Genomic DNA, 25120 nt, shown 5'->3' on the forward strand with positions numbered 1-25120 from the left:
TCTACCTCAGCTTCAGGGTGGCAAGGCCGATCAGCACGAGAATCACGGTGATGATCCAGAAACGGACGATCACGCGCGGCTCGGGCCAGCCCTTGAGTTCAAAGTGGTGGTGAATCGGCGCCATGCGGAACACACGGCGACCGGTCAGCTTAAAGGAGGCAACCTGAATGACGACTGACAGGGTTTCCATCACGAACACGCCGCCCATGATGAACAGGACGATTTCCTGACGGACGATCACCGCGATGGTGCCCAGGGCCGCGCCCAGCGCCAGTGCGCCGACGTCGCCCATGAAGACTTGTGCCGGGTAGGTGTTGAACCACAGGAAACCCAGGCCGGCACCGATCAATGCGCCGCAGAACACGATCAACTCGCCTGCGCCCGGTACGTAAGGAATCAGCAGGTATTCAGCGAATTTCACGTTACCCGACAGGTAGCAGAAGATGCCCAGGCCACCGCCCACCATCACTGTCGGCATGATCGCCAGGCCGTCGAGGCCGTCGGTGAGGTTGACTGCGTTGCTCGAACCGACGATCACGAAGTACGTCAGCACGATGAAACCCGCGCCCAGCGGAATGCTGTAGTCCTTGAGCATCGGCAGGATCAGGGTGGTTTCCACCGGAGTGCTGGCAGTCATATAAAGGAAGATCGCCGCACCGAGGCCGAACACCGACTGCCAGAAATATTTCCAGCGACTCGGCAGACCACGGGAGTTCTTCTCGATCACCTTGCGGTAGTCGTCGACCCAGCCGATGGCGCCGAACAGCAGGGTCACCAGCAGCACAACCCACACGTAGCGGTTGCTCAGGTCAGCCCACAGCAAGGTGCTGACGCCGATCGAAGACAGAATCAGCGCGCCACCCATGGTCGGCGTACCGGATTTGGACAGGTGCGATTGCGGGCCGTCGTTACGAACGGACTGGCCGATCTGACGGTTCTGCAGGGTGCGGATCATCCACGGGCCGTAGCACAGCGACAAGACCAGCGCGGTCAGCACACCGAGGATCCCGCGCAGGGTCAGGTACTGGAAGACCGCGAAGCCTTTGTAGAACTGTTGCAGATACTCCGCTAGCAGCAGCAGCATTAATGTTTCTCCAGACTGGACCCGCACAGGGCCGCAACGATGTTTTCCATCGCTGCGCTGCGCGAACCCTTGATCAAAATGGTGGTGTTTGTGTCCTGCTCGGCGCCGAGGGCCTGGATCAGTTCGGCTTGTGTGCCGAAGTGCTGCGCCTCTTCACCGAATGCGTTCACGGCGTGGACCATGTTCGGCCCGACGGCGTAAAGCGCGGAAACCTTGCCCCGGGCGTATTCGCCCACGTCGCGGTGCCCCTGCTCCGCCCAGTCGCCCAACTCGCCGATATCCCCGAGCACCAGAACGGTGCGACCGGAAAAGCCGGCGAGTATATCAACGGCCGCGCACATCGAGGTGGGGTTCGCGTTGTAAGTGTCATCGATCACGCGCATGCCGTTTTTCGCCAGTTGCGCGACGGTGCGACCCTTGACCGGTTGTACCGCGCCAAGCCCGGTGGCAATGCCGAACAGCGACACGCCCAGGGCGTGAGCGGCAGCGGCGGCGGCCATGGCGTTGGCGACGTTGTGGGTGCCGAGCAGGTTCAGTTGAACCCGTTCCACACCTTCAGGAGTGTGAAGGTTGAACGCCGGGCAACCACGGGCATCGGTGGCCAGGTCGCTGGCGTAAAAATCCGCCTGAGTGTTGCTCAGGGCAAACGTCAGCACCTTGCGCGCGCCGGCGCGGGTTTTCCAGATACCAAACGCCTTGTCATCGAGGTTCAGCACGGCGACGCCATCGGCCGCCAGCCCGTCGATGATCTCGCCCTTGGCTTCGACGATTTTCTCCGGCCCGCCGAACTCACCGACGTGGGCGGTCCCAGCGTTGTTGAGGATTGCCACGTGCGGCTTGGTCAGCCCCACGGTGTAGGCGATTTCACCCAGACGCGAGGCGCCCAGTTCGATCACCGCCGCGCTGTGTTCCGGGGCGAGTTCGAGCAGGGTCAGCGGCGCACCCAGATCGTTATTCAGGTTGCCACGGGTCGCCAGCACCGGACCGCGTGTGCGCAGGATGCTTGCGAGCATTTCCTTGACCGTGGTCTTGCCACTGGAGCCGGTAACCGCAGCGACCGGTTTGGTGAACGCGGCACGGTTCAAGGCACCCAGCTGGCCGAGAGCCTGGCGAGTGTCCTTGACCAGCAATTGCGGCAGCGTGCTGTCGGCGACTTCGCGCTCGACCAATGCCGCAACGGCGCCTTTGGCGGCGACTTCATTCAGATAGTCATGACCGTCGAAACGCGGGCCGGTCAGGGCGATAAACAGTTGGCCAGCCTTGATCGCGCGGCTGTCGATGCTCACGCCGTCAAAACTGGCGTCGGCGCTGATCAGGCGGGCGTCGAGCGCGCTGGTCAGCTCGCTGAGTTTCAGGGCCTTAAGCATGGGCCACCTCCCACGCGGTCAGGGCGTGATCCGCCTCGACCAGATCAGAGAATGCATGGCGCTCGCCGTTGATTTCCTGATAGTCCTCGTGACCTTTGCCGGCCAGAACGATCACGTCATCCGCCGAAGCGCCGGCAATCAGTTGCGCGATGGCCTGGCCACGACCGGCCACGAACGTCACCTTGTCCACAGCCGTGAAACCGGCGCGGATGTCATCGAAAATCACCGCCGGGTCTTCGGTGCGCGGATTGTCATCGGTCACCAGCACACGGTCGGCCAGACGCTCGACCACTTCGGCCATCAGCGGACGCTTGCCGCGATCGCGATCACCGCCGCAGCCGAACAGGCACAGCAGCTGGCCTTTGACGTGCGGGCGAAGCGCAGTCAGAACTTTTTCCAGCGCGTCCGGGGTGTGGGCGTAATCGACCACCACCAGTGGCTGAGTGCCGCCGCCGAGACGCTGCATGCGACCGGCCGGGCCTTCGAGCTTTGGCAGCACCTTGAGAATTTCGTCGAGGGCGTAATCGAGACCGAGCAAGGCGCCGACGGCGGCCAGTACGTTGCTCAGGTTGAAACGGCCGAGCAGCGTGCTGCGCAGATGGCGTTCGCCTTGCGGCGTGACCAGCGTGGCGCGCACGCCTTCGTCGTCGAACTGCGCTTCACGCACATAGAGATAGGCGCTGCTGTCGAGCAGGCTGTAAGTGATCAAACGTGACTCGCGCTTTTCAGCGGCCAGTTGCCGGCCGAAATCGTCGTCGAGATTGATCACGCGGCACTTCAGGTCATTCCAGGCGAACAGCCGGGCCTTGGCCTCGGCGTACGCTTCCATGGTGCCGTGGTAATCGAGATGATCACGGGACAGGTTGGTCATCACTGCCACGTCGAATGCCAGCGCGGTAACCCGGCCTTGATCCAGACCGTGAGACGAAACTTCCATGGCCACGGCTTTGGCGCCGGCCTTTTTCAGGTCGCCCAGGGTCGCTTGCATGGCAATCGGATTCGGCGTGGTGTGCAGGCCGCTTTGCAGCGCGCCATGAAAACCGGAGCCGAGGGTGCCGACGATGCCGCAATGCTGGCCGAGCAGGTCCAGCGCCTGCGCCACCAACTGGGTCACGCTGGTCTTGCCGTTGGTGCCGGTCACGCCCACCAGATTCAGGTGATGGCTTGGCTCACCGTAAAAACGCCCGGCGATGTCAGACAGTTGCGCCGCCAGGCCCTTGACCGGAATCAGCGGAACTTCGGTGATCGGCAGCACGGTGGCGCCTTCCACTTCATAGGCCACCGCAGCAGCACCGCGCTGCAAGGCGTCGGCGATGTGCGCACGCCCGTCGAACTTGCCGCCCGGCACCGCGAGGAACAGATCACCCGCGCGTACATTGCGACTGTCGAGCGCCAGTTCACGGATCAACAGATCATGGCCGGCGTGGGGGAAAATCTTGTTCAGACTCAGAGACATCAGCCGCGCCCTCCATTGGCTTTCAGCGGAACGACCGGGGTGGCGTTGGCCTGTTGTGTGGTCGGCAGGTTGTCCGGGGTAACGTTCATCAGGCGCAGGGTGCCCGACATCACGCGGCTGAACACCGGCGCCGAGACCAGACCACCGAAGTAACCGGCCTTGGTCGGTTCATCGATCACCACAACGATTGCATAGCGTGGATCGCTCATCGGGCCGAAACCGGCGAACAGCGAGCGGTAAGAGTTTTCGGCATAGCCCTTGGTGCCAACCGATGTTTTACGCGCGGTACCGGACTTGCCGCCCACGTGATACGCCGGCACCTGCGCACGGAACACGCCGCGCGGGGCTTCGATCACTTGTTGCAGCATGCCTTGCATGGTTTTGGCGACAGCTTCCGGCAGCACCTGGGTGGTCTGCGGCGCCTTGTCGGTTTTGATCAGGGTCAGTGGTGCCAGACGCCCGTTATTGGCCAGCGCCGAGAACGCGTGCACCAGCTGGATCGCGGTCACCGAGATACCGTAGCCATAGGACAGCGTCGCGGTCTCGGCCTTGCGCCACTCGCGGTAGTTCGGCAGGTTGCCGACACGTTCGCCCGGGAAGCCGAGGCCGGTGTCCTGGCCGAGGCCGACTTTCTGTGCGAGGCGGAAAATGGTTTCGCCGCCGATATCGAACGCGACCTTACTCATGCCGACGTTACTGGAATTGATCAGAATGCCGGTCAGGTCGAGTACCGGACCTTCGGTCTTCGATACGTCCTTGATCGTGTATTTGCCGATCTGCAGGGAGCCCGGATACACCTCGACGGTGTCGCTCGGTTTCCAGCGGCCGGTTTCGATCGCGGCGCTCATCGAGATCGCTTTCATGGTCGAACCGGGTTCGAACACATCGATCATCGCGCGGTTACGCATCATCGCCGGTTGCAGGTTGCGACGGTTGTTCGGGTTGTAGGTCGGCTGGTTGACCATGGCGAGAATCTCGCCGGTCTTCACGTCCATGATCACCAGACTGCCGGCCTTCGCGCCGTTCTCGATGATCGCGTTGCGCAGCTCGCGGTTGGCCAGATATTGCAGGCGCAGGTCAATCGACAACGCCAAGGGCTTGCCGGCCTTGGCGTTCTTGGTGACCTGGACATCCTTGATCAGCCGTCCGCGCCGATCCTTGATGACTTGCCGCTTGCCGGGCACGCCGGCCAGCCATTCATCGTAGGCCAGTTCGACACCTTCACGACCGTGGTCATCGATGTCGGTGAACCCAACCATATGTGCGGTGACTTCACCGGCCGGGTAGAACCGGCGGAACTCTTCGATGCCGTAGACGCCCGGCACTTTCAGGTCGAGCACGGCCTGGCCCTGCTCGGGGGTCAACCCGCGCACCAGATAAATGAATTCCTTGTTGGCCTGGGCTTCGAGACGTTCGGCCAGGGCTTTCGGATCCTGCCCCAGCGCGGCGGCCAGTGCCGGCCATTTTTCTTTCGCTGTCTGCATTTCCTTGGCGTTGGCCCACAGGGTGGTCACCGGCGTACTGACGGCCAGCGGCTCGCCGTTACGGTCGGTGATCAGACCACGGTGAGCCGGAATCGGAATGTGCCGAAGACTGCGCGCGTCGCCCTGACCTTTGAGAAAGTCTCGGTCAACCACTTGCAGGTCGATGATGCGCCAGCAGATGGCCGCAACCATCACGCCGAGCAGTGCCACCATCAGACGGAAACGCCATGGGAAAAGAGCCCCCTCGAGTTTCATCATGGCGCCACCATCTTCACGTCAGCCGCGCCGGGAATGTGCATCTTCAGTTGTTCGGTGGCCAGTACTTCGATCCGGCTGTGGGCGGTCCAGGTGCTTTGCTCCAGGATCAGGCGCCCCCATTCGGCCTGCGCCTTGTCGCGCACGCTCAGTTCGTTGTACAGGGTGTTGAGCAATTGCCGGTTCCAGTGAGCGCTGTAAGACACGCCGATGGCCGACACGAGCACGCCGATGAACAGCAGCAGCATGAAGAAGCTGCCGCCGGGCAGTGGCTTGGCGAAAAGCTTGCTCACCGCAGCTTCTCCGCGACGCGCATGACGGCGCTACGGGAACGTGGGTTGGCTTTGAGTTCGGCGTCGGAGGCCGTCTGCGCTTTGCCATGGACTTTAATTTTCGGTTCGAACGCAACGTGGCGAACCGGCAGGTTGCGCGGCAGGTTGTCGGCTTCGCCTTTCACCAGCTTGCGCATGAACAGTTTGACGATACGGTCTTCCAGCGAGTGGAAGCTGATCACGACCAGACGGCCGCCCACTTCCAGGCATTCGAGCGCGGCTTCAAGACCCGCTTCCAGATCGCCCAGTTCGTTGTTGACGTGAATGCGCAGGCCCTGAAAAGCGCGGGTTGCCGGGTTCTTGCCCTTTTCCCATGCCGGGTTGGCGACTTTCAGGACTTCGGCCAGATCGGCGGTGCGCTCGAACGGCGTGATGTCACGGCGCTCGGCCACGGCACGGGCCATGCGACCAGAGAAACGTTCTTCGCCGTATTCCTTGAACACACGGGCGATTTCTTCCACCGGCGCGGTGTTGACGAACTCGGCTGCGCTGATGCCACGGGACGGATCCATGCGCATGTCCAGCGGACCGTCGTTGAGGAAGCTGAAGCCGCGCTCGGCATCATCGAGCTGCGGAGAGGACACACCCAGATCCAGCAGAATGCCGCTGACCTTGCCGACCAGGCCCTGCTCGGCAACCACCGAACCGAGCTCGGCAAAGCTGCGCTGCACAACGACAAAGCGGCCGTCTTCGGCCGCTAGCGTTTGCCCGGTGGCAATCGCTTGAGGATCCTTGTCGAATCCGATGAGCCGACCATCCGGCCCGAGCTTGCTCAGGATCAACCGGCTGTGCCCGCCGCGACCGAACGTGCCGTCCAGATAGCAGCCATCAGGACGTACGGCGAGAGCCTCGACGGCTTCGTCAAGCAGTACGGTGATGTGGTTAAAGCCGCTATCAATAGTCACAGGATCAGATCACGCAGTTCGTCAGGCATGGCGCCCGGTTGTTGTATGGCAGCCAGGTCAGCGGCAGAAACCGCGTTCCAGGCATCTTCGTCCCACAGTTGGAACTTGTTCAGTTGGCCCACCAGCATCGCGCGCTTGTCGAGCTTCGCGTATTCGCGCAGGCGCGGCGGCACCAGGAAACGACCACTGCCGTCGAGCTCAAGGTCAACGGCATTACCAATCAATAAACGTTGCAGACGACGGTTCTCTTCGCGAAGCGAAGGAAGCGCGCGCAACTTGGTTTCAATAATTTCCCACTCATCGAGCGGGTAGACACACAAACATGGATCAACGGCATCAATGGTCACGATCAACTGGCCGGAACTGCGCGAATCGAGCTCGTCACGGTACCGGCTCGGCATGGCGAGACGGCCCTTTGCATCGAGACTGATAGCGTTAGCTCCGCGAAACACGTCTGCGTTTCTCCAATTTTTATCGTTTTGAGCTCAAAAAACCCACTTCATGCCACTTTCCGCCACTTGCGCACACTATAGGAATGCGCCCACCACACCGTCAAGGCGCGGATTAAAGGAAAACCCTTACAGAACGGAGATTTAGGAGCATAAAAGGATGAGCAACGAGAATCTGGCGGATGCTTTTATCCAATAACTTGAAGCAGCACTGAAAGCTGCGCTCGAAAGTTAAAGTAATTTGTTAAGAGTAAGATTTTTTCGGTATTACAAAAGCGCTTCTGCTGTTGATTGAAGCAAGGTGGGAAATGGCTATTACAGCGTTTGCCGCTGCCGGGTTTCCAGCGCAGACCTGCTGATAATAAACAGCCCTGTCGCCTTTAATTCAAGCAGGGAAAAGAAAAAGGTGGAGAGTCGATCTGTAAGCCGGGTTCTGTCTTGAACAGTCATTCGTCTACGATGGCCATCACTGGACATCTTTAGCAACCTACCCGGTCCCAGCGCGGGCCACGCCTTGGGACCCTATTTGGTCTTGCTCCAAGTGGGGTTTACCTAGCCACGAACTGTTGCCAGACGTGCGGTGCGCTCTTACCGCACCTTTTCACCCTTACCGGCGCCGAAGCGCTTAGGCGGTTATTTTCTGTGGCACTTTCCGTAGGCTCACGCCTCCCAGGCATTACCTGGCACTTCGCCCTATGGAGCCCGGACTTTCCTCCCCCCCCTAATTTTCATAGAGGGCAGCGACTGTCCGATCGACTCTCCGCCGCGCAGGTTAACGGCAGAGCCGCCGAAGAACAAGCGCTAATAGCCCGCAAACCGGTCTGCGCGACGGGTTACGCGTCTTTTTGCTGATCCAGCGCCACCTGGTACAGCACGTTTTTGCGCTCACCGGTGATTTGCGCCGCCAAGGCCGCCGCACGCTTGAGCGGCATCTCTTCCAGCAACAGATTGAGGATGCGCATCGCCTCGCTGCTGACGGCGTCTTCGGATTCCGGCGCGGTCCAGCCCGCCACTACCACAACGCATTCGCCGCGCTGCTGATTACTGTCCGCCTCGACGAACGCCCGTAACTCGCTCAACGGCAATCCCTTGAGGGTTTCAAAAGTCTTGGTGATCTCACGAGCGAGCAATGCAGGACGATCAGCGCCGAACACCGCCTCCATATCCTGCAGGCATTCAAGAATGCGATGCGGTGCCTCGTAGAAAATCAGCGTGCGCGGTTCTTCCTTGATCGCTTCCAGGCGCGCTTTGCGCCCCACGGCCTTGGCCGGCAAAAAGCCTTCGAAGATAAAACGGTCAGACGGCAGACCGGCAGCCGACAACGCCGCGATCAAAGCGCACGCGCCTGGCACCGGCACCACATTGATCCCGGCGGCACGGGCCTGCCGTACCAAGTGATAACCGGGATCGGAAATCAGCGGCGTACCGGCATCGGAAATCAGCGCGACGTTGTCTCCTGCCAGAAGACGGGTGATGAAACGACTGCCTTCGTCCCGCTCATTGTGCTCATGACAGGCTGCCAGCGGCGTGGAAATGCCGAAGTGCTGCATCAGGCGTTGGGAGTGGCGCGTATCTTCGGCGGCGATCAGCGCCACCTCGCGCAGGATCTTCAACGCCCGGGCGCTGATGTCATCCAGGTTGCCGATGGGCGTCGCCACCACATAAAGCGAGCCCGCAGCGGAATTCAAAGGACCTGGAGCAGTCAAAGCGCACACCTCATGATCGGTAAAAGCCGCCATTGTAGCGCGTCGTGCGCCGGACGATGCGTCCGGGTCGGACACGGTTTGTCGCACCATTGTGAGGCTGCGCACTCTTTGTATCAGCTAAATTGACGGTTTCACGCCAGTAACATCGCGCCCCGGCCAGTGCTTGGGTACAATTCGACGCTAATTTGATCGAGTATCAGGAACACTTACATGATCGCTTGCCTGCGGCTGTTCACTGCCCTCTGCCTCGCTGCCTTGTTGGCGGCTTGCGCCAGCTCCCCTTCCTCCAGCCTTGGCGAACTTCCACGGACCCCGGATGCCACCATCGAGCAACTGCTCGAACAGGCTGCCCAGGCCAAATCGCCGGACAAGGCTGCGCTGCTGCGCCTGAGTGCGGCAGACATGGCGTACCGCCAAGGCAATGCCGGACAGTCCGCGCAAATCCTGCAGCAAGTGCCGATGGAACAACTCCAGCCGGGCCAGCAGGCATTCGCCAGCACCCTGTCTGCTGAACTGGCCATGACCCGCAATCAGCCGAAAGCCGCGCTGACCGCCTTGAGCCATCCAAGCCTGCAACGCCTGAGCGAAATGTCCGTACCGCTGCAAGTTCGCGCCGGCACCGTTCACGCTCGTGCCCTTGAAGCCGACGGCCAGACCTTGGCCGCCGCCCGCGAACGCATCTTCATCGCGCCGATGCTGGAAGGCGAAGCCGCCAGCAAGAACCATGAAGCGATCTGGTCCCTGATTGCATCGCTGCCGGCCGATCAACTGCAAGCGAACACCACCGATGACCTCGGCGGCTGGATGAGCCTGGCCCTGGCCGTGAAAACCGCCGGCACCCTGGAACAGCAGCAAGCCGCCATCGACAACTGGCGCAACCAGCATCCAAAGCACCCGGCCGCGATCAACCTGCCGCTGCCCCTGACCAAACTCAAGGAGCTGGCCAGCCAGCCACTGAGCAAGATCGCCCTGCTGTTGCCACAGGACGGCCAACTGGCCTCGGTCGGCAAGGCCCTGCGTGACGGTTTCATGGCCGCGCACTATCAGGCTCAGCAAGCCGGCCAGAAACCACCGGCCATCGAGTTCTATGACAGCTCGAAACTGACCAACCTCGACGAGTTCTACCGCAAGGCCCAGGCCGATGGCGTGCAACTGGTCGTCGGCCCGCTGGAGAAGCCGCTGGTCAAACAGCTGAGCACTCGCCCGCAATTGCCGATCACCACCCTCGCCCTGAACTACAGCGAAGGCGATCAAGGCCCGGCGCAGCTGTTCCAGTTCGGCCTGGCTGCTGAAGACGAAGCCCGCGAAGTCTCCCGCCGCGCCCGTGCCGATGGCCTGCACCGCGCCGCCATCATGGTGCCGAAAGGCGAATGGGGCGACCGCGTCCTGCGCGCCTTCAGCCAGGACTGGCAAGCGAATGGCGGCAGCATCGTCGCCACCGAACGCGTTGACCAGCCAATACAACTGGCCCAGCAAATCGCCGACATGTTCCAACTGCGTCAGAGCGAAGCCCGTGCCAAGAGTCTGCAGAACGCCGTCGGCACCAACGTTGCCGCTCAACCTTCGCGTCGCCAGGACATCGAATTCATCTTCCTTGCCGCCACTCCGCAGCAGGCGCAGCAGATCAAGCCTACCCTGAACTTCCAGTACGCCGGTGACGTGCCGGTCTACGCGACCTCCCACGTGTTCAGCGCCAGCGGAGACGTGAACCAGTACAACGACATGAACGGCGTGCGCTTCTGCGAAACCCCGTGGCTGCTGGAAACCAGCGATCCGCTGCGTCAGCAGGTCACCGCGCAATGGCCGCAAGCTGCCGGCAGCCTCGGCCGCCTGTACGCGATGGGCGTTGATGCCTATCGTCTGGCGCCACGACTGGATCAGCTCAAGGCACTGCCGGACAGCCGTATCGAAGGTCAGTCGGGCAGCCTGGGCATGACCCAGTCCCAACGGGTCGTACGTCAGTTGCCATGGGCGCAGTTCGTCAGCGGTCAGATCCAGCGCCTGCCGGACACTCCACGCTGATGCCCGACAGGTCACACCTGCAAAGCGGCAAGGATGCCGAGCGCCAGGCGCTCGAGCATCTGCAACACCAGGGGCTGCGCCTGCTGGCGCAGAACTGGTTATGCAAACGCGGTGAGCTTGATCTGGTCATGCTTGATGGCGATACAGTAGTATTCGTCGAAGTCCGTTACCGAAAGAACACTCAATGGGGTGGCGCACTCGACAGCATCGATGAGCGCAAACGGCAGAAACTGATTTTCGCCGCACAGTATTTTCTTCAGCGCGAGTCGCGTTGGGCCAACTCCCCCTGCCGCTTCGACGTGGTGGCCATCGACAGCCACCAGGGTCAGCTGAACTGGTTGCAGAATGCGTTCGACAGTTGACCGCCTGCTCCGACCCGGACACTTTCACTCAACATTTTTGCTCTTTGCTTTGCGGGCTGCACATTCACGTGCCGGACAGCCGCGCTAATTAAGGTCACACAGATGGACATGCAATCCCGAATTCGCCAGCTTTTCCAGGCCAGCATCGACACCAAGCAACAGGCGATGGACGTACTTGCACCGCACATCGAGCAAGCCAGCCAGGTGATGGTCAACGCCCTGCTCAACGAGGGGAAAATGCTCTCATGCGGCAACGGCGGCTCGGCCGGCGATGCCCAGCACTTCTCCTCGGAACTGCTCAACCGTTTCGAGCGTGAGCGCCCTAGCCTGCCGGCGATCGCGCTGACCACCGACAGCTCGACCATCACCTCGATCGCCAACGACTACAGCTATAACGAAGTGTTCTCCAAGCAGATCCGCGCACTCGGCCAGCCGGGTGACGTGCTGCTGGCAATTTCGACCAGCGGCAACTCGGCGAACATTATTCAGGCGATCCAGGCCGCACATGATCGCGAAATGATTGTCGTAGCATTGACCGGACGCGATGGCGGCGGCATGGCTTCGCTGCTGCTGCCCGAAGACGTCGAGATTCGCGTACCGGCCAACGTCACCGCACGTATTCAGGAAGTCCACTTGCTGGCGATCCATTGCCTTTGTGATCTGATCGACAGCCAACTGTTCGGGAGTGAAGAATGACCCCTAATCGCCTTGGCCTTCTGGCCTTGACCCTGTGCCTCGGCATCAGCGGCTGCACCTCTGTGGTGAATGCCAGCCGTGAAGCGCCGATCGAAGACGACCGCGGCACCCGCACTTTCGGCAGCAAGATCGATGACTCGCTGATCGAAACCAAAGTCGGCGTTAACGTGGCCAAGGCCGATCCGGCCCTGGACAACGACTCGCACATCGTCGTCACCAGCTTCAACGGCGTCGTTTTGCTGGCTGGCCAGACCCCGCGCGCAGACCTCAAGGAAAAGGCCGAACAGGCCGCCGCCAACGTTCAGCGCGTGAAAAAGGTCCATAACGAACTGCAAGTGCTGCAGCCCTCCTCCCTGCTGGCCCGCCAGAACGATGCCTGGCTGACCACCAAGATCAAGACCCAGATGCTCACCGACGCCAGCATTCCCGGCTCGCGGATCAAGGTCGTGACCGAGAACGGCATCGTCTACCTGCTGGGCCTGCTGACCAAACAGGAAGCCGCCCAGGCGACCAACCTGGTGCAAGGTGTTTCCGGCGTACAGAAGATTGTGAAGTTGTTCGAATACATCGACTGATTCGCAACTCGCAGGCAAAAAAAAGGCGATCCAACCGGATCGCCTTTTTTATTACTTCACCACTTTCAGGCTTGGCCGGCCGCTTGGGCGCGGCGGCTCGCTGTCCGGTGGCGGAACGTCGTCGTCATGCTCGATCTCGTCCTCGTCATCCATCGGTGACTCGAGATCGAACACCATGCCCTGACCGTTTTCCCGGGCGTAGATGCCCAGGATTGCAGCAATCGGCACGTACAGACTGTGCGGGACACCACCGAAACGACCTTCGAAGGTCACAACGTCGTTGTCCATGTGCAAGTGCCGTACGGCACTCGGCGAAATGTTCAGGACAATCTGCCCGTCGCTGGCAAATCCCTGTGGCACCTGCACCGCCGGGTACTCGGAATTGACCAGCATGTGCGGGGTGCAATCGTTATCTACAATCCACTCGTAGAGCGCGCGGACCAGATAAGGTCGACTGGAGTTCATAGCGGCTCCTTAAGCCTTAGCGCATGTCGCGTTCGACACCAGACAGACTCGCCTGGAATGCCTCACGCGCAAATTGACGCTCCATATAATCAAGCAGCGGCTTGGCCGGCCGCGGCAGTTCTATACCCAGAATCGGCAAACGCCAGAGTATTGGCAATAGGCAGCAATCCACCAGACTTTGTTCCTCACTGAGGAAAAACGGCTTGTCGGCAAACAGCGGCGACACGCCGGTCAGGCTTTCACGCAATTCCTTGCGCGCCACGGCACGGGCCGCTTCCTTGGTGCGCGAATCCAGAATCAGATCCACCAGACCACACCAATCGCGCTGAATACGATGAATCAGCAGACGGCTGTTGGCACGCGCCACCGGGTACACAGGCATCAACGGTGGATGCGGGTAACGCTCATCCAGATACTCCATCACCACGGTCGACTCCCACAACGCCAGGTCACGATCGACCAGCGTGGGCAGACTGCCGTAAGGGTTCACTTCAATCAGTTTAGGCGGCTGACGACCAGCCTCCACAAAAATGATTTCGGCGCTGACACCCTTCTCTGCAAGCACGATGCGCACTCGGTGGGAATAGTGGTCGGCGGGGTCGGAGTAACAGGCCAACCGATTGGTCACGCCCATGGCGATCCTCCTCGCTTGTTGAAATAGTCGGAGCCGGAAAAACGCGCGCGCCCAGAGGGCGCCTCCCGCAACGGCTGGCGAACCAGGCGTTGCGTTTTCAGAGGCGCCCTTGGGCGCGCGCGATTAACAGCAATTGCTTGAAGCGTATCAGTGCACGTCTTTCCAGTATTCACGCTTGAGCAGGTAGGCGAACACAAAGAAGAACGCCAGGTACAGCAAGACGTAAGTACCGATGCGCTGATGTTGCAGCTTAACCGGGTTAGCCGAGTAAGCCAGGAAGGTTACCAGATTCTTGACCTTCTCATCGAACTGCTCTTCGTTGAGGGTTCCGGTTTTCGGCACGATGGTCAACTGATCGCACGCTTCATGAGTCAAAGGCGTACCGGTCAGCGGGTCATATTGCTTCTTGCCGTCTTCGACGATCTGTACCTGTTTGCAACCTACGACCTGACGACCTTGCAGGCCGACCAGCACGTTAGGCATGCCGACGTTCGGGAAGACCTTGTTGTTCACGCCCCATGGACGTGCAGGATCTTCGTAGAACGACTTGAGGTAACCGTAGAGCCAGTCGGTGCCGCGAACACGAGCCACCAGCGTAAGGTCCGGCGGCGCGGCGCCGAACCAGGTCTTGGCGTCGGCCGGTTGCATGCCGATGTTCATGTGATCGCCGATCTTGGCACCGGTGAACACCAGCTTCTCCAGCATCATTTCGTGCGGAACGCCGAGGTCATCGGCGACACGCTCGTAACGCTGAAACTTGGCACTGTGGCAACCCATGCAATAGTTGGCGAAGGTACGCGCGCCATCCTGCAAGGCAGCCTTGTCGGAAACGTCGATGTCGACCTTTTCCAGTTCCGGACCACCGTGTTCGGCCGCGAAAGACAGCACTGGCAGAGCAGCAAAAATCAGAGCAAAAAATAACTTTTTCATCAGCCAGTCACCCTTTCCGGAACCGGTTTGGTCTTCTCGAGCCTGGTGTAGAACGGCATCAGAATGAAGTAGGCGAAGTACAGGAAGGTGCAGACCTGCGACAGCAGCGTACGGCCTGGCGTCGGGGCCAGAACGCCCAGAACGCCGAGGATCACGAACGAAATGCAGAACACCACCAGCCAGATCTTGCTCATCCAGCCTTTATAGCGCATCGACTTGACCGGGCTGCGGTCCAGCCATGGCAGGACGAACAGCACCGCAATCGCGGCACCCATGGCGATAACGCCCATGAGCTTGTCAGGGACCGCCCGCAAGATTGCGTAGAACGGTGTGAAGTACCAGACCGGTGCAATGTGCTCTGGCGTCTTGAACGGGTTGGCCTGCTCGAAGTTAGGCTTTTCGAGGAAGTAACCGCCCATTTCCGGGAAGAAGAACACAATGAAGCAGAAGATAAACAGGAACACCACGACACCGACGATATCTTTCACGGTGTAATAAGGATGGAAGGCAATGCCGTCCAGCGGGATACCGTTTTCGTCTTTGTGCTTCTTGATGTCCACGCCGTCCGGGTTGTTCGAACCGACCTCGTGCAGCGCCAGGATGTGCAGCACCACCAGACCGAGAATCACAATCGGCAGCGCAACCACGTGCAGAGCGAAGAAGCGGTTCAGGGTGATCCCGGAAATCAGGTAGTCACCACGGATCCACTGGGTCAGGTCGTTGCCGATGACCGGGATCGCACCGAACAGCGAAATGATCACCTGGGCACCCCAGTAGGACATCTGGCCCCAGGGCAGCAGGTAACCCATGAAGGCTTCGGCCATCAGCGCCAGGTAGATCAACATACCGAAGACCCACACCAGCTCACGCGGTTTCTGGTACGAACCGTAGAGCAGGCCACGGAACATGTGCAGATAGACCACGATGAAGAACGCCGAAGCGCCGGTGGAGTGCAGCAGGCGCAGGATCGAACCGTACTCGACGTCGCGCATGATGTATTCGACGGAAGCGAACGCTTCTTCCGCCGACGGGGTGTAGCTCATCGTCAGCCAGACGCCGGTGACGATCTGGTTGACCAGAACGAGCAGCGCCAGCGAGCCGAAGAAGTAGAAGAAGTTGAAGTTTTTTGGAGCGTAATACTTGCTGAGATGGTCTTCCCACATTTTGGTGGCGGGGAAGCGTGCATCAACCCAATCCATGAACTTGCTCATCACGCTTTCTCCGTATCGACGCCAATGACAATCAGGTCATCGGTCTCATAGGAATGCGGGGGTACTGGCAGGTTCAAAGGCGCAGGTTGCGACTTGTAGACGCGGCCAGCCAGATCGTAGTGGGAACCGTGGCAAGGGCAGAAATAACCGCCTACCCAGTCTTTGCCCAGATCCGCGGGTGCCACTTCGGGACGGAAGGTCGGCGAGCAACCCAGGTGAGTGCAGATCCCGATCAGCAGCAGGATTTCCGGCTTGATCGAACGCACTTCAGGGTCGACATAAGTGGGTTGCGTGGAGTTTTTGGAGGTCGGATCGGAGAGTTGGCCTTCGATCTTTTTGAGATTCCCCAGGATTTCCTCGGTACGGCGGACAATGAACACCGGCTGGCCGCGCCATTCAGCAATCATCTGCTGTCCTGGCTCGATTTTGCTGACATTCACTTTCACCGGTGCTCCGGCAGCCTTCGCCTTGGCACTGGGAAACCATGACCCCACGAACGGGACCGCAGCCCCCACCGCTCCTGCAGCACCCACCACGGATGTGGCTGCTACCAAGAAGCGACGCCGGCCTGCATTCACGCCGTCATTGCTCATTCAGTCCTCTCCCATCAGCTTTGTGGCCTGTTAAATCAGGCGTCTACTAAATTGAAACTATGTACTTATAAAAATTTTGCCGAATGGTAATGAAAACCCCCAATTCTGACAAGGTAATTACCCGGAGGGCTGGCCCTCAAGCCTTGTAGTATAGGGGGTCTACGAATATGGCAAGTTGTCACAGCGCAATTATTCAAGAAATCGCACGCATAAAAAAACGCCCGGTTCCGTGAGGAATCGGGCGTTCTTTTTGAACGTGGAAGCGAAATTAACGCTTCGAGTACTGCGGACGCTTACGCGCTTTACGCAGACCAACTTTCTTACGTTCAACTTCACGAGCGTCGCGAGTAACGAAGCCAGCTTTGCGCAGAGCGCCACGCAGGGTTTCGTCGTAGTCCATCAGAGCGCGAGTGATGCCGTGGCGGATTGCGCCAGCCTGACCACTTACACCACCACCGATGACGGTGACGTAGATGTCGAACTTCTCGACAGTCTCAGTCAGTTCCAGCGGCTGACGAACTACCATGCGGGCAGTTTCGCGACCGAAGAACGTGTCCAGGGAGCGGTTGTTGATGGAGATGTTACCAGTACCCGGACGCAGGAAAACGCGTGCGGTTGCGGTCTTGCGACGGCCAGTGCCGTAATTTTGAGTCGCCGACATAATGAACTATTCCGTTAAATCTTCAGTTCTTGGGGCTGCTGAGCAGTATGAGGGTGTGCAGCGCCCGCATAGACTTTCAGCTTACGGTACATGTCGCGACCCAGTGGGTTTTTAGGCAGCATGCCTTTAACCGCGGTCTCGATCACGCGCTCAGGGGCCTTGGCGATCAGCTTTTCAAAGTTGATCGACTTGATGCCGCCCGGGAAACCGGAGTGGGAGTAGTACATTTTGTCAGTGGTTTTAGCGCCGGTAACACGGATCTGCTCAGCGTTGATTACGACGATGTAGTCGCCGGTGTCAACGTGAGGAGTGTACTCAGGCTTGTGCTTGCCACGCAGACGGCTCGCGATTTCGGTGGCCAGACGACCCAGGGTCTGACCAGCAGCGTCGACGACAAACCAGTCGCGCTTTACTGTTTCCGGTTTAGCAGTAAAAGTTTTCATTCTTTATAGCCTCAGGGGCCGCCTGTAAATAAGACGGCGGATCTTACTGAATAGTGCGTACTTTGACAAGTCAAAGGCAGCCGGATACAGACGCTTTCGGGGGCTCGGGTCGGCGCGTCCGTTCAACGGCAAGATTCTTCGGCGGCGGGGCATCACTTCCACTGCAGAAAGAGGTCGGCAATTATGCAGATTGCGAAAAAAATTTCAACCTGCTTTTATGCTTGTTTTGCCCAAGGAGCACCCGATGGACTATCGCCAGCTAGGCCGTACCGACCTGAACGTGAGTGCAATCTGCCTCGGAACCATGACCTGGGGCGAGCAGAACACTGAAGCTGAAGCCTTCGCCCAGATCGAACGGGCAAAAGAGGCCGGGATCAATTTCCTCGACACCGCCGAGATGTACCCGGTGCCACCGAAAGCCGAAACCTACGCCACCACCGAGCGCTACATCGGCAATTACTTCAAGAGCCGCGGCGACCGCGCCGACTGGATCCTCGCCAGCAAGATCGCCGGCCCCGGCAACACCATCGACTACATCCGCGACAAGAATCTGCGCCACAACCGCCAGCACATCACCGAAGCCGTGAACGCCAGCCTCCAGCGCCTGCAAACCGACTACATCGATCTGTATCAATTGCACTGGCCGGAGCGCAGCACCAACTTTTTCGGACAACTGGGCTACAAGCACCAGACCGAAGCCAACCTGACGCCGCTGGAAGACACCCTCGAAGCACTCGATGAGCAGGTGAAGGCCGGCAAGATCCGCCACATCGGCCTGTCCAATGAAACGCCGTGGGGCACCATGCGTTTTCTCGCTCTGGCCGAAGCCCGGGGCTGGCCGCGCGCAGTGTCGATCCAGAACCCGTACAACCTGCTCAACCGCAGCTTCGAGATCGGCCTGGCGGAAATCGCCATCCGCGAACAGTGCGGCCTGCTCGCCTATTCGCCGCTGGCGTTCGGTTTCCTGTCGGGCAAGTACGAAGGTGGGGCGCGTCCGCCGAAAGGCCGCCTGAGCCTCTACAGCCGCTTCAGCCGCTATTTCAACCCGCAATCGGAAGCGGCGTGCAGCCGTTATGTGGCACTGGCTCGGGAACACGGTCTGGATCCGGCGCAAATGGCCCTGGCGTTCGTGAACCAGCAACCGTTCGTCACCAGCAACATCATCGGGGCGACGACGCTGGAGCAACTGGACAGCAACATCGCCAGCTACGAGCTGAAACTGTCGAAGGAAGTGCTGGAAGGGATCGAAGCCATTCACAAGGATCATCCGAACCCGGCGCCTTGATCCAAGACGAAGATCGCTCCCACGCTCAGCGTGGGAGCGATCACACTGCATTACAGCGACCGCGCAATGATCTCCTTCATGATTTCATTGGTGCCGGCATAGATCCGCTGCACCCGCGCATCCGCCCAGGCCCGGGCCACCGGGTATTCCCACATGAAACCGTAACCGCCATGCAGTTGCACGCACTCGTCGAGCACCTTGCATTGCAGATCGGTGCCCCAATACTTCGCCATCGCCGCCGTCGGCACGTCAAGTTTGCCTTGCAGATGTAATTCGAGACAGCGGTCGACGAACACCCGGCCGATCTGAATCTCGGTGGCCATTTCCGCCAGTTTGAAGCGGGTATTCTGGAAGTCGGCAATCGACTTGCCGAACGCCTTGCGCTCGCGGGTGTAATCCAGCGTCCATTGCAGCGCCGCCTCGGCTGAAGCCAGACCGCCAATCGCCACAGTCAGACGCTCCTGCGGCAGCTCCTGCATCAGATAGGCAAATCCCGCCCCGGCCTGACCCAGCAGGTTTTCCTTCGGCACGCGCACGTCCTGGAAGAACAATTCCGACGTGTCCTGAGCCTTCATTCCGACCTTCTCCAGGCGCTTGCCCTTGTCGAAGCCCGGGGTGTTCGCCTCCACCAGAAACAGGCTGGTGCCCTTGGCGCCGGCCTTGGGATCGGTCTTGGCGACGACGATCACCAGATCCGCCAGGAAGCCATTGGTGATAAAGGTTTTCGAACCGTTGATCACATACTCGTCACCATCCAGCACCGCCGTGGTCTTGACCCCTTGCAGGTCGGAGCCGGCGCCCGGCTCGGTCATGGCGATCGCGGTGACCATCTCGCCGGACACCAGTTTCGGCAGGTACTTCTGCTTCAGCGCCTCGCTGCCGTAATGCAGGATGTACGGCGCAACGATGTCCGAATGCAGTGAGAAGCCAATGCCGGTCAGACCCAGCCGCCCCACTTCCTCGATGACAACCGCGCTGTAAAGAAAATCTGCGCCCAACCCGCCGTATTCCTCCGGCAGGTGCGAACAGAGCATCCCCGCCTCCCCCGCCTTGTTCCACAGTTTGCGGTCGATGTAGCCTTGTTTTTCCCATTGCCCATGGAACGGCACGGCCTCTTTTTCGAGGAATGTTCGTACGCTGTCGCGGAACAATTCGTGCTCGGAGCTGAACAAGGTTCTGGGAATCATGCGTCACCTTTTCTTTATTGTTTGAGGGATCAGACCTTCAGAGACTAAGCCTCGCTTCCGATACAGGACACTGGACACATCCGACAAAAAATAAGACGATCCAGCCGTCTGGTGACCACTTTCCCTTATAAAAACAAAAGTTGAATTATGTCCAAGCAAGTCTCCACGCCCTTGCGGCGCGTCAGCATCCTGGCGATCGACCGGGTTTTCGCTTCCACCCTCATGCAGGCCAAGGATTTCTTCCACCTGGCCAGCCTGCGTTACGGCAAACAACTGGGCCACGGCCTGACTCCGGCGTTCGAAACCCGCCTGGTCAGCCCCGACGGCAAACCAGTGAACAGCTTCAGTGACGTGATCATGCCGGTGGACGGCGGCCTGGAAAACGCCGACGTCATCATCCTTCCGGCCTTCTGGGACGATTTCGATACCCTGTGCCAGCGTTATCCCCAGATCCTGCCGTGGCTGCGCGAACAGCATGCCCGGGGCGCCGTGCTCTGCGGCGAGGCCACCGGTGTGTTCTGGCTGGCCGAAGCCGGGTTGCTCAACGGCAAGGAAGCGACCACGTACTGGCGCTTTTTCAATGCCTTCGCCGAGCGTTTTCCGCAGGTCTATCTCAATCAGGACAAGCACCTGACCGACGCCGATAACCTGTATTGCGCCGGCGGCACCACCTCGGCCTGCGATCTCTACATTTACCTGATCGAGCGCTTCTGCGGCGCCAATGTGGCCCAGGCAGTAGCTCGCGACATTCTCTATGAAGTGCAGCGCAGTTATGCACCGGGCCGCATTGGTTTCGGCGGACAGAAGCTGCATCAGGATGTGATCATCCTGCAGATCCAGCACTGGCTCGAAGAGCATTTCGCCGACAAGTTCCGCTTCGAAGACGTGGCACGCGAGCACGGCATGAGCATCCGCAACTTCATGCGCCGCTTCCAGACCGCCACCGGTGACAAGCCGCTGCACTATTTGCAACGGCTGCGCATCGAGACCGCCAAGGGCTTGCTCTCCGGCAGTCGCAAGAGCATCAAGACCATCAGCTACGAAGTCGGCTACGACGATGCGAGCTTCTTCGCACGGCTGTTCCGCCAGCACACCGAACTGTCGCCGAACCAGTACCGACAGCAGTTCCAGCAAGCTGCCTGACGATTCGACCAGACACAAAAAAGGGCCTGCATCTGCAGGCCCTTTTTGTTTGCCGAATCCGCTTAAGGTTTGTGTGCCCGCGACAGGAATTCGTGGGATTGCATCTCCAGCAGACGGCTGAGGGTGCGCTGGAATTCGAACGTCAGACGTCCGCCGGTGTACAGGTCTTTCAACTCGACTTCGGCAGAAATGATCAGTTTGACGTTACGGTCGTAGAACTCGTCGACCATGTTGATGAAGCGTCGGGCAATGTCGTCAGTGGTGACGCTCATCTGCTCCACGCCACTGAGCAGCACGGCGTGGAAGATCTTGCCCAGCTCGATGTAGTCGTTCTGGCTGCGCGGGCCGTCGCACAGTTCGCGGAAGTCGAACCAGGCCACGTCGTCGCAAGTGCGCAGGGCACGGATTTCGCGGTTCTCGATGATCAGCACATCGTTTTCCACTGCCGCCGTACATTCCGGAGTCAGTGCCTTGAAGCTCTTGCGCAGGCTTTCGTGAGCAGCTTCGTCGAGCGGGAAGTGGAAGAGTTCCGCTTGTTCGAGATGGCGCAGACGGTAGTCGACGCCGCTGTCGACGTTGACGATTTCGGTGTTCTGCTTGATCAGCGCGATGGCCGGCAGGAAGCGCGCGCGTTGCAGGCCGTCCTTGTACAGGCCGTCCGGCACGATGTTCGAAGTGGCGACCAGGGTCACGCCGTTCTTGAACAGTTCTTCCATCAGCGTGCCGAGGATCATGGCGTCGGTGATGTCGGAGACGAAGAATTCATCGAAGCAGATGACCCGTGATTCGGTCGCGAAGCGCTTGGCGATGATGGTCAGCGGGTTTTTCTCGCCGCCGAGGGTTTTCATCTCTTCGTGCACGCGCTTCATGAAGCGGTGGAAGTGGGTACGGGTCTTTTCCTTGAATGGCAGCGCTTCGAAGAAGGTGTCCACCAGGTAAGTCTTGCCGCGACCCACGCCGCCCCAGAAATACAGACCCTTGACCGGCGTCTGATCCTTTTTGCCAAACAGCTTGCCCAGCAAACCCGGCTTGTTCTGCTCGGCCGCGATCAGATCGTCGTACAGGCGTTGCAGATGACGCACGGCAGTTTCCTGCGCCGCATCATGGAAGAAGTCCGGGCGTTTCAGATCAGCTTGATATCGTTCTAGGGGCGTCATAATTCGTTAGCAAGGCAACAAAAACGGGCCGTCACTGTAGCGATGGCCCGTGGGAATGGCAATCGGCCCTTGGTCGGGCCGGCCCGTTGATTATTCCTGAACCGGTGTCAGAGCGATCCGCAACGCCTCGACAGCCGCATCCCGCGCAGCCACGTCGGCGAACGCCGGGCTGTCGCCGACGCACTCGCCTTCCAGCCAGACACTGAAGCTCAGGTCTTCGCTACGTACATCCAGCGCCTGACCCGATTGCAGCTGCTTGGTCACCTGACCGGCGGTTTTACCGTCGGCGAAGTTGCGCGACAGCAGCAGTTGCTCGCCGTCAGCCGCCAGCAGACGGAAACGGAAGCTGCCGTCGTCTTCACGGAAGCTGACGAAACGTGCGGCTTTCGCGGCTTTCTTCTTGGTGGTCGCGGCCACCTGAACCTGATTGACGAAGGAGCGCAGGCCGACCGCTTCGCGCAGCTCGTTGAGGAACGGCGTCGCCACCGCACGGGCCTTTTTGGCGCCGTGTTGCAGGATGTCTTCCAGATCTGCCGGACGTTCGATCAACTGGTGATAACGCTCGCGGGATTCGCCCAGCTCGTTGTCGAGCAACTGGAACAGACGGTTCTTCGCCTCGCCCCAACCCAGACCGCCCAGCAGCTCGCTGCGGAACTCGTCAGCCTGCGCCGGTGTGGCGAACGCCTGGAACAGGGTGAACAGGTGCGAGTTGTCCGGATCTTTCGCTTCGCCTGGCGCACGGGAGTCGGTAACGATCCGTGAAATCGCGTCCTTCATGTCCTTGGCGCTGGTGAACAGCGGGATGGTGTTGTCGTAGCTCTTGGACATCTTGCGACCGTCCAGGCCCGGCAACGTGGCCACGCTTTCCTCGATCAGCGCTTCGGGCATGGTGAAGAACTCCTTGCCCTGGCCGAACAGGTGGTTGAAGCGCTGGCCGATGTCACGGGCCATTTCCACGTGCTGGATCTGATCGCGACCGACCGGCACCTTGTGCGCGTTGAACATCAGAATGTCCGCTGCCATCAGTACCGGATAGCTGTACAAACCCATCGTGATGCCGGCATCCGGGTCTTCGCCGGTCTCGACATTCTTGTCCACCGAAGCCTTGTAAGCATGGGCGCGGTTGAGCAGGCCCTTGGCGGCGACGCAGGTCAGCAGCCAGGTCAGCTCGGGGATTTCCGGGATGTCGGACTGACGGTAGAAGGTCACGCGATCCACATCCAGGCCACCGGCCAGCCAGGTCGCGGCGATTTCCAGACGCGAGCGCTGGATGCGCAGCGGGTCATCGCACTTGATCAGGGCGTGATAGTCGGCCAGGAAGTAGAACGAATCGGCATTACTGTCGCGGCTGGCGAGAATCGCCGGGCGGATGGCGCCGGCGTAGTTGCCCAGGTGCGGGGTGCCGGTGGTGGTGATGCCGGTGAGGATGCGGGTACGGTTCGTCATGGGTAATCGCTTGTCAGACTGCAATCAATTCGAGAGACGCGGCAGGATCAGATCCTTGAGATCGGTCAGCTTGCCATGAAAAAAGTGTCCGCATTCTGCCACTTTCAGTAGCTCATGGGGGCGTTGGAGTTTGTCAGACCAGTCGTAGACCAGCTGCGGATCGATCACTTCGTCGGTTTCCGGCTGGATCACGGTCAACTCGCCCTGCTGCGGCAGTTGATCCTGCTCGCTCAGGCGCATCACCGCCGGCGCGACCATGAACAGATGCTTGAGCTGAATGCCTTGGGCTTCGAGACGGCCGCCGAGACTTGCTGCAACAAATCCGCCGAAGGAGAAACCGAACAGGGTCAGCGGCAGATCCGGATGCTTTTCCAGCAACCAGGTGGCAGCGGCCTGGGCGTCGTCGACCTCACCAGTGCCCATGTCATGGGAACCTTCGCTGGCTCCGACGCCGCGATAGTTGAAGCGCAAGGTGATCAGGCCGGCGTCGCGTGCGGTGCGCTGCAGGGTCGAGACGACCTTGTTGAGCATGGTGCCGCCCTGCACCGGGTTGGGGTGGCAGATCAACGCGATGCCGCGTGGCTGCTCGTTGTCGAGGTAAAGGCTCTCAAGTTGACCCACCGGGCCATCAATCACTACAGGGGTTTCACGCATCAGCAAGGAAGGAACTCCGTGACCTCGGATCGGGTCGACTCGTCTAGCAAATTGTCTGTGCCAGTCTATTGCGAGTGAATCGCGGTATACAGCGCAGGTTCGAGCCGTTAACGTAAAGCAAAGCCGTTTATAGAGGAAGGACTCGTGGAACACTCGCTCTTAGTTTGGTTGTTACCGACTCTTGCCCTGGTTGTGGGTGTCGCCATTGGTTTCCTGATCGCTCGCGTTGCGCCGAACGCCGCGCCAAGCCGCACGCAGCGTCAACTGGATGATATTCAGGAACGTTTCGACAGTTATCAGAACGAAGTGGTAACCCACTTCAACAGCACCGCCAATCTGGTCAAGAAACTGACCCAGAGCTATCAGGAAGTGCAGGATCACCTCGCCGAGGGCGCCAACCGCCTGGCCCTGGACGAGCAGACTCGTCAGCGTCTGCTGGCCTCGCTGCATTCCGAAGCAGCACAGGCTCCACGGGAACGCCTGACGCCACCACGGGATCAGGAACCGCCGCGTGACTACGCGCCGAAGACCCCGAACTCGCCGGGCATGCTCGACGAGCATTACGGCCTGAAGAAGTAATCAGCCTTCGCGCCAGCAAAAAGCCCCCGGACAATCACT

The 25120-nt window shown here is 59.9% G+C and carries 26 protein-coding genes and 1 other RNA gene; 7 read left to right on the forward strand and 20 right to left on the reverse strand.

Annotated elements, in window-relative coordinates:
- Position 1: 1 nt before the first annotated feature.
- From mraY to rsmI, 9 genes are all read right to left on the reverse strand, one after another.
- A complete protein-coding gene (mraY, locus tag CAF80_RS27290) occupies positions 2–1084 on the reverse strand; it encodes a phospho-N-acetylmuramoyl-pentapeptide-transferase (protein ID WP_007956769.1) in 1083 nt (360 codons plus the stop codon).
- Entirely contained in the window at positions 1084–2451 is a 1368-nt protein-coding gene (murF, locus tag CAF80_RS27295; RefSeq protein WP_074691001.1) for a UDP-N-acetylmuramoyl-tripeptide--D-alanyl-D-alanine ligase, read from the reverse strand. Before murF ends, mraY begins: the two co-directional genes overlap by 1 nt.
- A complete protein-coding gene (locus CAF80_RS27300; protein ID WP_039766252.1) occupies positions 2444–3907 on the reverse strand; it encodes a UDP-N-acetylmuramoyl-L-alanyl-D-glutamate--2,6-diaminopimelate ligase in 1464 nt (487 codons plus the stop codon). Before CAF80_RS27300 ends, murF begins: the two co-directional genes overlap by 8 nt.
- On the reverse strand, positions 3907–5646 hold the full coding sequence (locus tag CAF80_RS27305; RefSeq protein ID WP_170844883.1) for a penicillin-binding protein 2: 1740 nt from the start codon (positions 5644–5646) through the stop codon (positions 3907–3909). Before CAF80_RS27305 ends, CAF80_RS27300 begins: the two co-directional genes overlap by 1 nt.
- The gene (ftsL, locus tag CAF80_RS27310; protein ID WP_007956777.1) at positions 5646–5939 is read right to left on the reverse strand and encodes a cell division protein FtsL; all 294 of its coding nucleotides are present in this window, start codon (positions 5937–5939) and stop codon (positions 5646–5648) included. Before ftsL ends, CAF80_RS27305 begins: the two co-directional genes overlap by 1 nt.
- On the reverse strand, positions 5936–6883 hold the full coding sequence (gene rsmH / locus CAF80_RS27315) for a 16S rRNA (cytosine(1402)-N(4))-methyltransferase RsmH (RefSeq protein ID WP_074691000.1): 948 nt from the start codon (positions 6881–6883) through the stop codon (positions 5936–5938). The genes ftsL and rsmH overlap by 4 nt, the downstream gene beginning before the upstream one ends.
- A complete protein-coding gene (gene mraZ / locus CAF80_RS27320) occupies positions 6880–7335 on the reverse strand; it encodes a division/cell wall cluster transcriptional repressor MraZ (protein ID WP_007917012.1) in 456 nt (151 codons plus the stop codon). The genes rsmH and mraZ overlap by 4 nt, the downstream gene beginning before the upstream one ends.
- 403 nt (positions 7336–7738) lie before the next feature.
- Positions 7739–8092: RNase P RNA component class A (rnpB, locus tag CAF80_RS27325), an RNA gene on the reverse strand.
- Between the two features lie 73 nt (positions 8093–8165).
- Complete coding sequence (gene rsmI, locus CAF80_RS27330) at positions 8166–9071, reverse strand: 16S rRNA (cytidine(1402)-2'-O)-methyltransferase (RefSeq protein ID WP_074690999.1); 906 nt, start codon at positions 9069–9071, stop codon at positions 8166–8168.
- 177 nt (positions 9072–9248) lie between these two features.
- Here rsmI and CAF80_RS27335 point away from each other — a divergent pair, with 177 nt between their 5' ends.
- The 4 genes from CAF80_RS27335 (at position 9249) to CAF80_RS27350 (ending at position 12693) form a co-directional block, all read left to right on the forward strand.
- Complete coding sequence (locus CAF80_RS27335; protein ID WP_039766257.1) at positions 9249–11060, forward strand: penicillin-binding protein activator; 1812 nt, start codon at positions 9249–9251, stop codon at positions 11058–11060.
- Positions 11060–11422: a YraN family protein gene (locus CAF80_RS27340; protein WP_039766259.1), complete on the forward strand. Its 363-nt coding sequence runs from the start codon at positions 11060–11062 to the stop codon at positions 11420–11422. The genes CAF80_RS27335 and CAF80_RS27340 overlap by 1 nt, the downstream gene beginning before the upstream one ends.
- Positions 11423–11524: 102 nt before the next feature.
- Positions 11525–12118 carry a phosphoheptose isomerase gene (locus tag CAF80_RS27345; RefSeq protein ID WP_007928463.1) on the forward strand — a complete coding sequence of 198 codons (594 nt, stop codon included), beginning with the start codon at positions 11525–11527 and terminating at the stop codon, positions 12116–12118.
- On the forward strand, positions 12115–12693 hold the full coding sequence (locus CAF80_RS27350; RefSeq protein WP_011335871.1) for a BON domain-containing protein: 579 nt from the start codon (positions 12115–12117) through the stop codon (positions 12691–12693). The genes CAF80_RS27345 and CAF80_RS27350 overlap by 4 nt, the downstream gene beginning before the upstream one ends.
- Before the next feature lie 51 nt (positions 12694–12744).
- Here CAF80_RS27350 and CAF80_RS27355 read toward each other — a convergent pair whose 3' ends face one another.
- The 7 genes from CAF80_RS27355 to rplM all read right to left on the reverse strand — a co-directional run bounded on the left by CAF80_RS27355 (position 12745) and on the right by rplM (position 17630).
- Positions 12745–13158, reverse strand: a complete 414-nt coding sequence (locus CAF80_RS27355) for a ClpXP protease specificity-enhancing factor (RefSeq protein ID WP_074690998.1) — start codon at positions 13156–13158, stop codon at positions 12745–12747.
- A gap of 16 nt (positions 13159–13174) precedes the next feature.
- The gene (locus CAF80_RS27360; RefSeq protein WP_011335872.1) at positions 13175–13792 is read right to left on the reverse strand and encodes a glutathione S-transferase N-terminal domain-containing protein; all 618 of its coding nucleotides are present in this window, start codon (positions 13790–13792) and stop codon (positions 13175–13177) included.
- A gap of 147 nt (positions 13793–13939) precedes the next feature.
- A complete protein-coding gene (locus CAF80_RS27365; RefSeq protein WP_085668170.1) occupies positions 13940–14722 on the reverse strand; it encodes a cytochrome c1 in 783 nt (260 codons plus the stop codon).
- The gene (locus CAF80_RS27370) at positions 14722–15933 is read right to left on the reverse strand and encodes a cytochrome bc complex cytochrome b subunit (protein WP_039766264.1); all 1212 of its coding nucleotides are present in this window, start codon (positions 15931–15933) and stop codon (positions 14722–14724) included. The genes CAF80_RS27365 and CAF80_RS27370 overlap by 1 nt, the downstream gene beginning before the upstream one ends.
- Positions 15933–16526 carry a ubiquinol-cytochrome c reductase iron-sulfur subunit gene (petA, locus tag CAF80_RS27375; RefSeq protein WP_007917031.1) on the reverse strand — a complete coding sequence of 198 codons (594 nt, stop codon included), beginning with the start codon at positions 16524–16526 and terminating at the stop codon, positions 15933–15935. Before petA ends, CAF80_RS27370 begins: the two co-directional genes overlap by 1 nt.
- A gap of 268 nt (positions 16527–16794) precedes the next feature.
- Positions 16795–17187 carry a 30S ribosomal protein S9 gene (rpsI, locus tag CAF80_RS27380; protein WP_039766266.1) on the reverse strand — a complete coding sequence of 131 codons (393 nt, stop codon included), beginning with the start codon at positions 17185–17187 and terminating at the stop codon, positions 16795–16797.
- Between the two features lie 14 nt (positions 17188–17201).
- Entirely contained in the window at positions 17202–17630 is a 429-nt protein-coding gene (rplM, locus tag CAF80_RS27385; protein WP_003228062.1) for a 50S ribosomal protein L13, read from the reverse strand.
- Between the two features lie 244 nt (positions 17631–17874).
- Between rplM and CAF80_RS27390 the strand changes: the two genes are divergently transcribed.
- A complete protein-coding gene (locus tag CAF80_RS27390) occupies positions 17875–18915 on the forward strand; it encodes an NADP(H)-dependent aldo-keto reductase (RefSeq protein WP_074690996.1) in 1041 nt (346 codons plus the stop codon).
- 50 nt (positions 18916–18965) lie between these two features.
- Here the strand turns inward: CAF80_RS27390 and CAF80_RS27395 are convergent, their stop codons facing one another.
- Positions 18966–20102: an acyl-CoA dehydrogenase family protein gene (locus tag CAF80_RS27395; RefSeq protein ID WP_007956797.1), complete on the reverse strand. Its 1137-nt coding sequence runs from the start codon at positions 20100–20102 to the stop codon at positions 18966–18968.
- 246 nt (positions 20103–20348) lie between these two features.
- Here CAF80_RS27395 and CAF80_RS27400 point away from each other — a divergent pair, with 246 nt between their 5' ends.
- Entirely contained in the window at positions 20349–21245 is an 897-nt protein-coding gene (locus CAF80_RS27400; RefSeq protein WP_170844884.1) for a GlxA family transcriptional regulator, read from the forward strand.
- 62 nt (positions 21246–21307) lie between these two features.
- Here the strand turns inward: CAF80_RS27400 and zapE are convergent, their stop codons facing one another.
- From zapE to CAF80_RS27415, 3 genes are all read right to left on the reverse strand, one after another.
- On the reverse strand, positions 21308–22402 hold the full coding sequence (gene zapE, locus CAF80_RS27405) for a cell division protein ZapE (RefSeq protein ID WP_039766273.1): 1095 nt from the start codon (positions 22400–22402) through the stop codon (positions 21308–21310).
- Positions 22403–22492: 90 nt separating this feature from the next.
- Positions 22493–23848: a tryptophan--tRNA ligase gene (locus tag CAF80_RS27410; protein ID WP_085668171.1), complete on the reverse strand. Its 1356-nt coding sequence runs from the start codon at positions 23846–23848 to the stop codon at positions 22493–22495.
- A gap of 24 nt (positions 23849–23872) precedes the next feature.
- Positions 23873–24502: an alpha/beta hydrolase gene (locus tag CAF80_RS27415; protein WP_085668218.1), complete on the reverse strand. Its 630-nt coding sequence runs from the start codon at positions 24500–24502 to the stop codon at positions 23873–23875.
- A gap of 144 nt (positions 24503–24646) precedes the next feature.
- Here CAF80_RS27415 and CAF80_RS27420 point away from each other — a divergent pair, with 144 nt between their 5' ends.
- Complete coding sequence (locus CAF80_RS27420; protein WP_039766275.1) at positions 24647–25081, forward strand: YhcB family protein; 435 nt, start codon at positions 24647–24649, stop codon at positions 25079–25081.
- Positions 25082–25120 lie beyond the last annotated feature (39 nt).

Source organism: Pseudomonas sp. B34(2017) (genome assembly GCF_002112915.1).
Taxonomy (GTDB): Bacteria; Pseudomonadota; Gammaproteobacteria; order Pseudomonadales; family Pseudomonadaceae; genus Aquipseudomonas; species Aquipseudomonas pharyngis.

Excerpts from the sequence above, each read along its gene's own strand:
- mraY (WP_007956769.1), bottom strand. The coding sequence starts at position 1,084 with ATGCTGCTGCTGCTAGCGGAGTATCTGCAACAGTTCTACAAAGGCTTC.
- murF (WP_074691001.1), bottom strand. The coding sequence starts at position 2,451 with ATGCTTAAGGCCCTGAAACTCAGCGAGCTGACCAGCGCGCTCGACGCC.
- CAF80_RS27300 (WP_039766252.1), bottom strand. The coding sequence starts at position 3,907 with ATGTCTCTGAGTCTGAACAAGATTTTCCCCCACGCCGGCCATGATCTG.
- CAF80_RS27305 (WP_170844883.1), bottom strand. The coding sequence starts at position 5,646 with ATGAAACTCGAGGGGGCTCTTTTCCCATGGCGTTTCCGTCTGATGGTG.
- rsmI (WP_074690999.1), bottom strand. The coding sequence starts at position 9,071 with ATGGCGGCTTTTACCGATCATGAGGTGTGCGCTTTGACTGCTCCAGGT.
- CAF80_RS27335 (WP_039766257.1), top strand. The coding sequence starts at position 9,249 with ATGATCGCTTGCCTGCGGCTGTTCACTGCCCTCTGCCTCGCTGCCTTG.
- CAF80_RS27340 (WP_039766259.1), top strand. The coding sequence starts at position 11,060 with ATGCCCGACAGGTCACACCTGCAAAGCGGCAAGGATGCCGAGCGCCAG.
- CAF80_RS27345 (WP_007928463.1), top strand. The coding sequence starts at position 11,525 with ATGGACATGCAATCCCGAATTCGCCAGCTTTTCCAGGCCAGCATCGAC.
- CAF80_RS27350 (WP_011335871.1), top strand. The coding sequence starts at position 12,115 with ATGACCCCTAATCGCCTTGGCCTTCTGGCCTTGACCCTGTGCCTCGGC.
- CAF80_RS27355 (WP_074690998.1), bottom strand. The coding sequence starts at position 13,158 with ATGAACTCCAGTCGACCTTATCTGGTCCGCGCGCTCTACGAGTGGATT.
- CAF80_RS27360 (WP_011335872.1), bottom strand. The coding sequence starts at position 13,792 with ATGGGCGTGACCAATCGGTTGGCCTGTTACTCCGACCCCGCCGACCAC.
- CAF80_RS27365 (WP_085668170.1), bottom strand. The coding sequence starts at position 14,722 with ATGAAAAAGTTATTTTTTGCTCTGATTTTTGCTGCTCTGCCAGTGCTG.
- CAF80_RS27370 (WP_039766264.1), bottom strand. The coding sequence starts at position 15,933 with ATGAGCAAGTTCATGGATTGGGTTGATGCACGCTTCCCCGCCACCAAA.
- petA (WP_007917031.1), bottom strand. The coding sequence starts at position 16,526 with ATGAGCAATGACGGCGTGAATGCAGGCCGGCGTCGCTTCTTGGTAGCA.
- rpsI (WP_039766266.1), bottom strand. The coding sequence starts at position 17,187 with ATGTCGGCGACTCAAAATTACGGCACTGGCCGTCGCAAGACCGCAACC.
- rplM (WP_003228062.1), bottom strand. The coding sequence starts at position 17,630 with ATGAAAACTTTTACTGCTAAACCGGAAACAGTAAAGCGCGACTGGTTT.
- CAF80_RS27390 (WP_074690996.1), top strand. The coding sequence starts at position 17,875 with ATGGACTATCGCCAGCTAGGCCGTACCGACCTGAACGTGAGTGCAATC.
- CAF80_RS27395 (WP_007956797.1), bottom strand. The coding sequence starts at position 20,102 with ATGATTCCCAGAACCTTGTTCAGCTCCGAGCACGAATTGTTCCGCGAC.
- zapE (WP_039766273.1), bottom strand. The coding sequence starts at position 22,402 with ATGACGCCCCTAGAACGATATCAAGCTGATCTGAAACGCCCGGACTTC.
- CAF80_RS27410 (WP_085668171.1), bottom strand. The coding sequence starts at position 23,848 with ATGACGAACCGTACCCGCATCCTCACCGGCATCACCACCACCGGCACC.
- CAF80_RS27415 (WP_085668218.1), bottom strand. The coding sequence starts at position 24,502 with ATGCGTGAAACCCCTGTAGTGATTGATGGCCCGGTGGGTCAACTTGAG.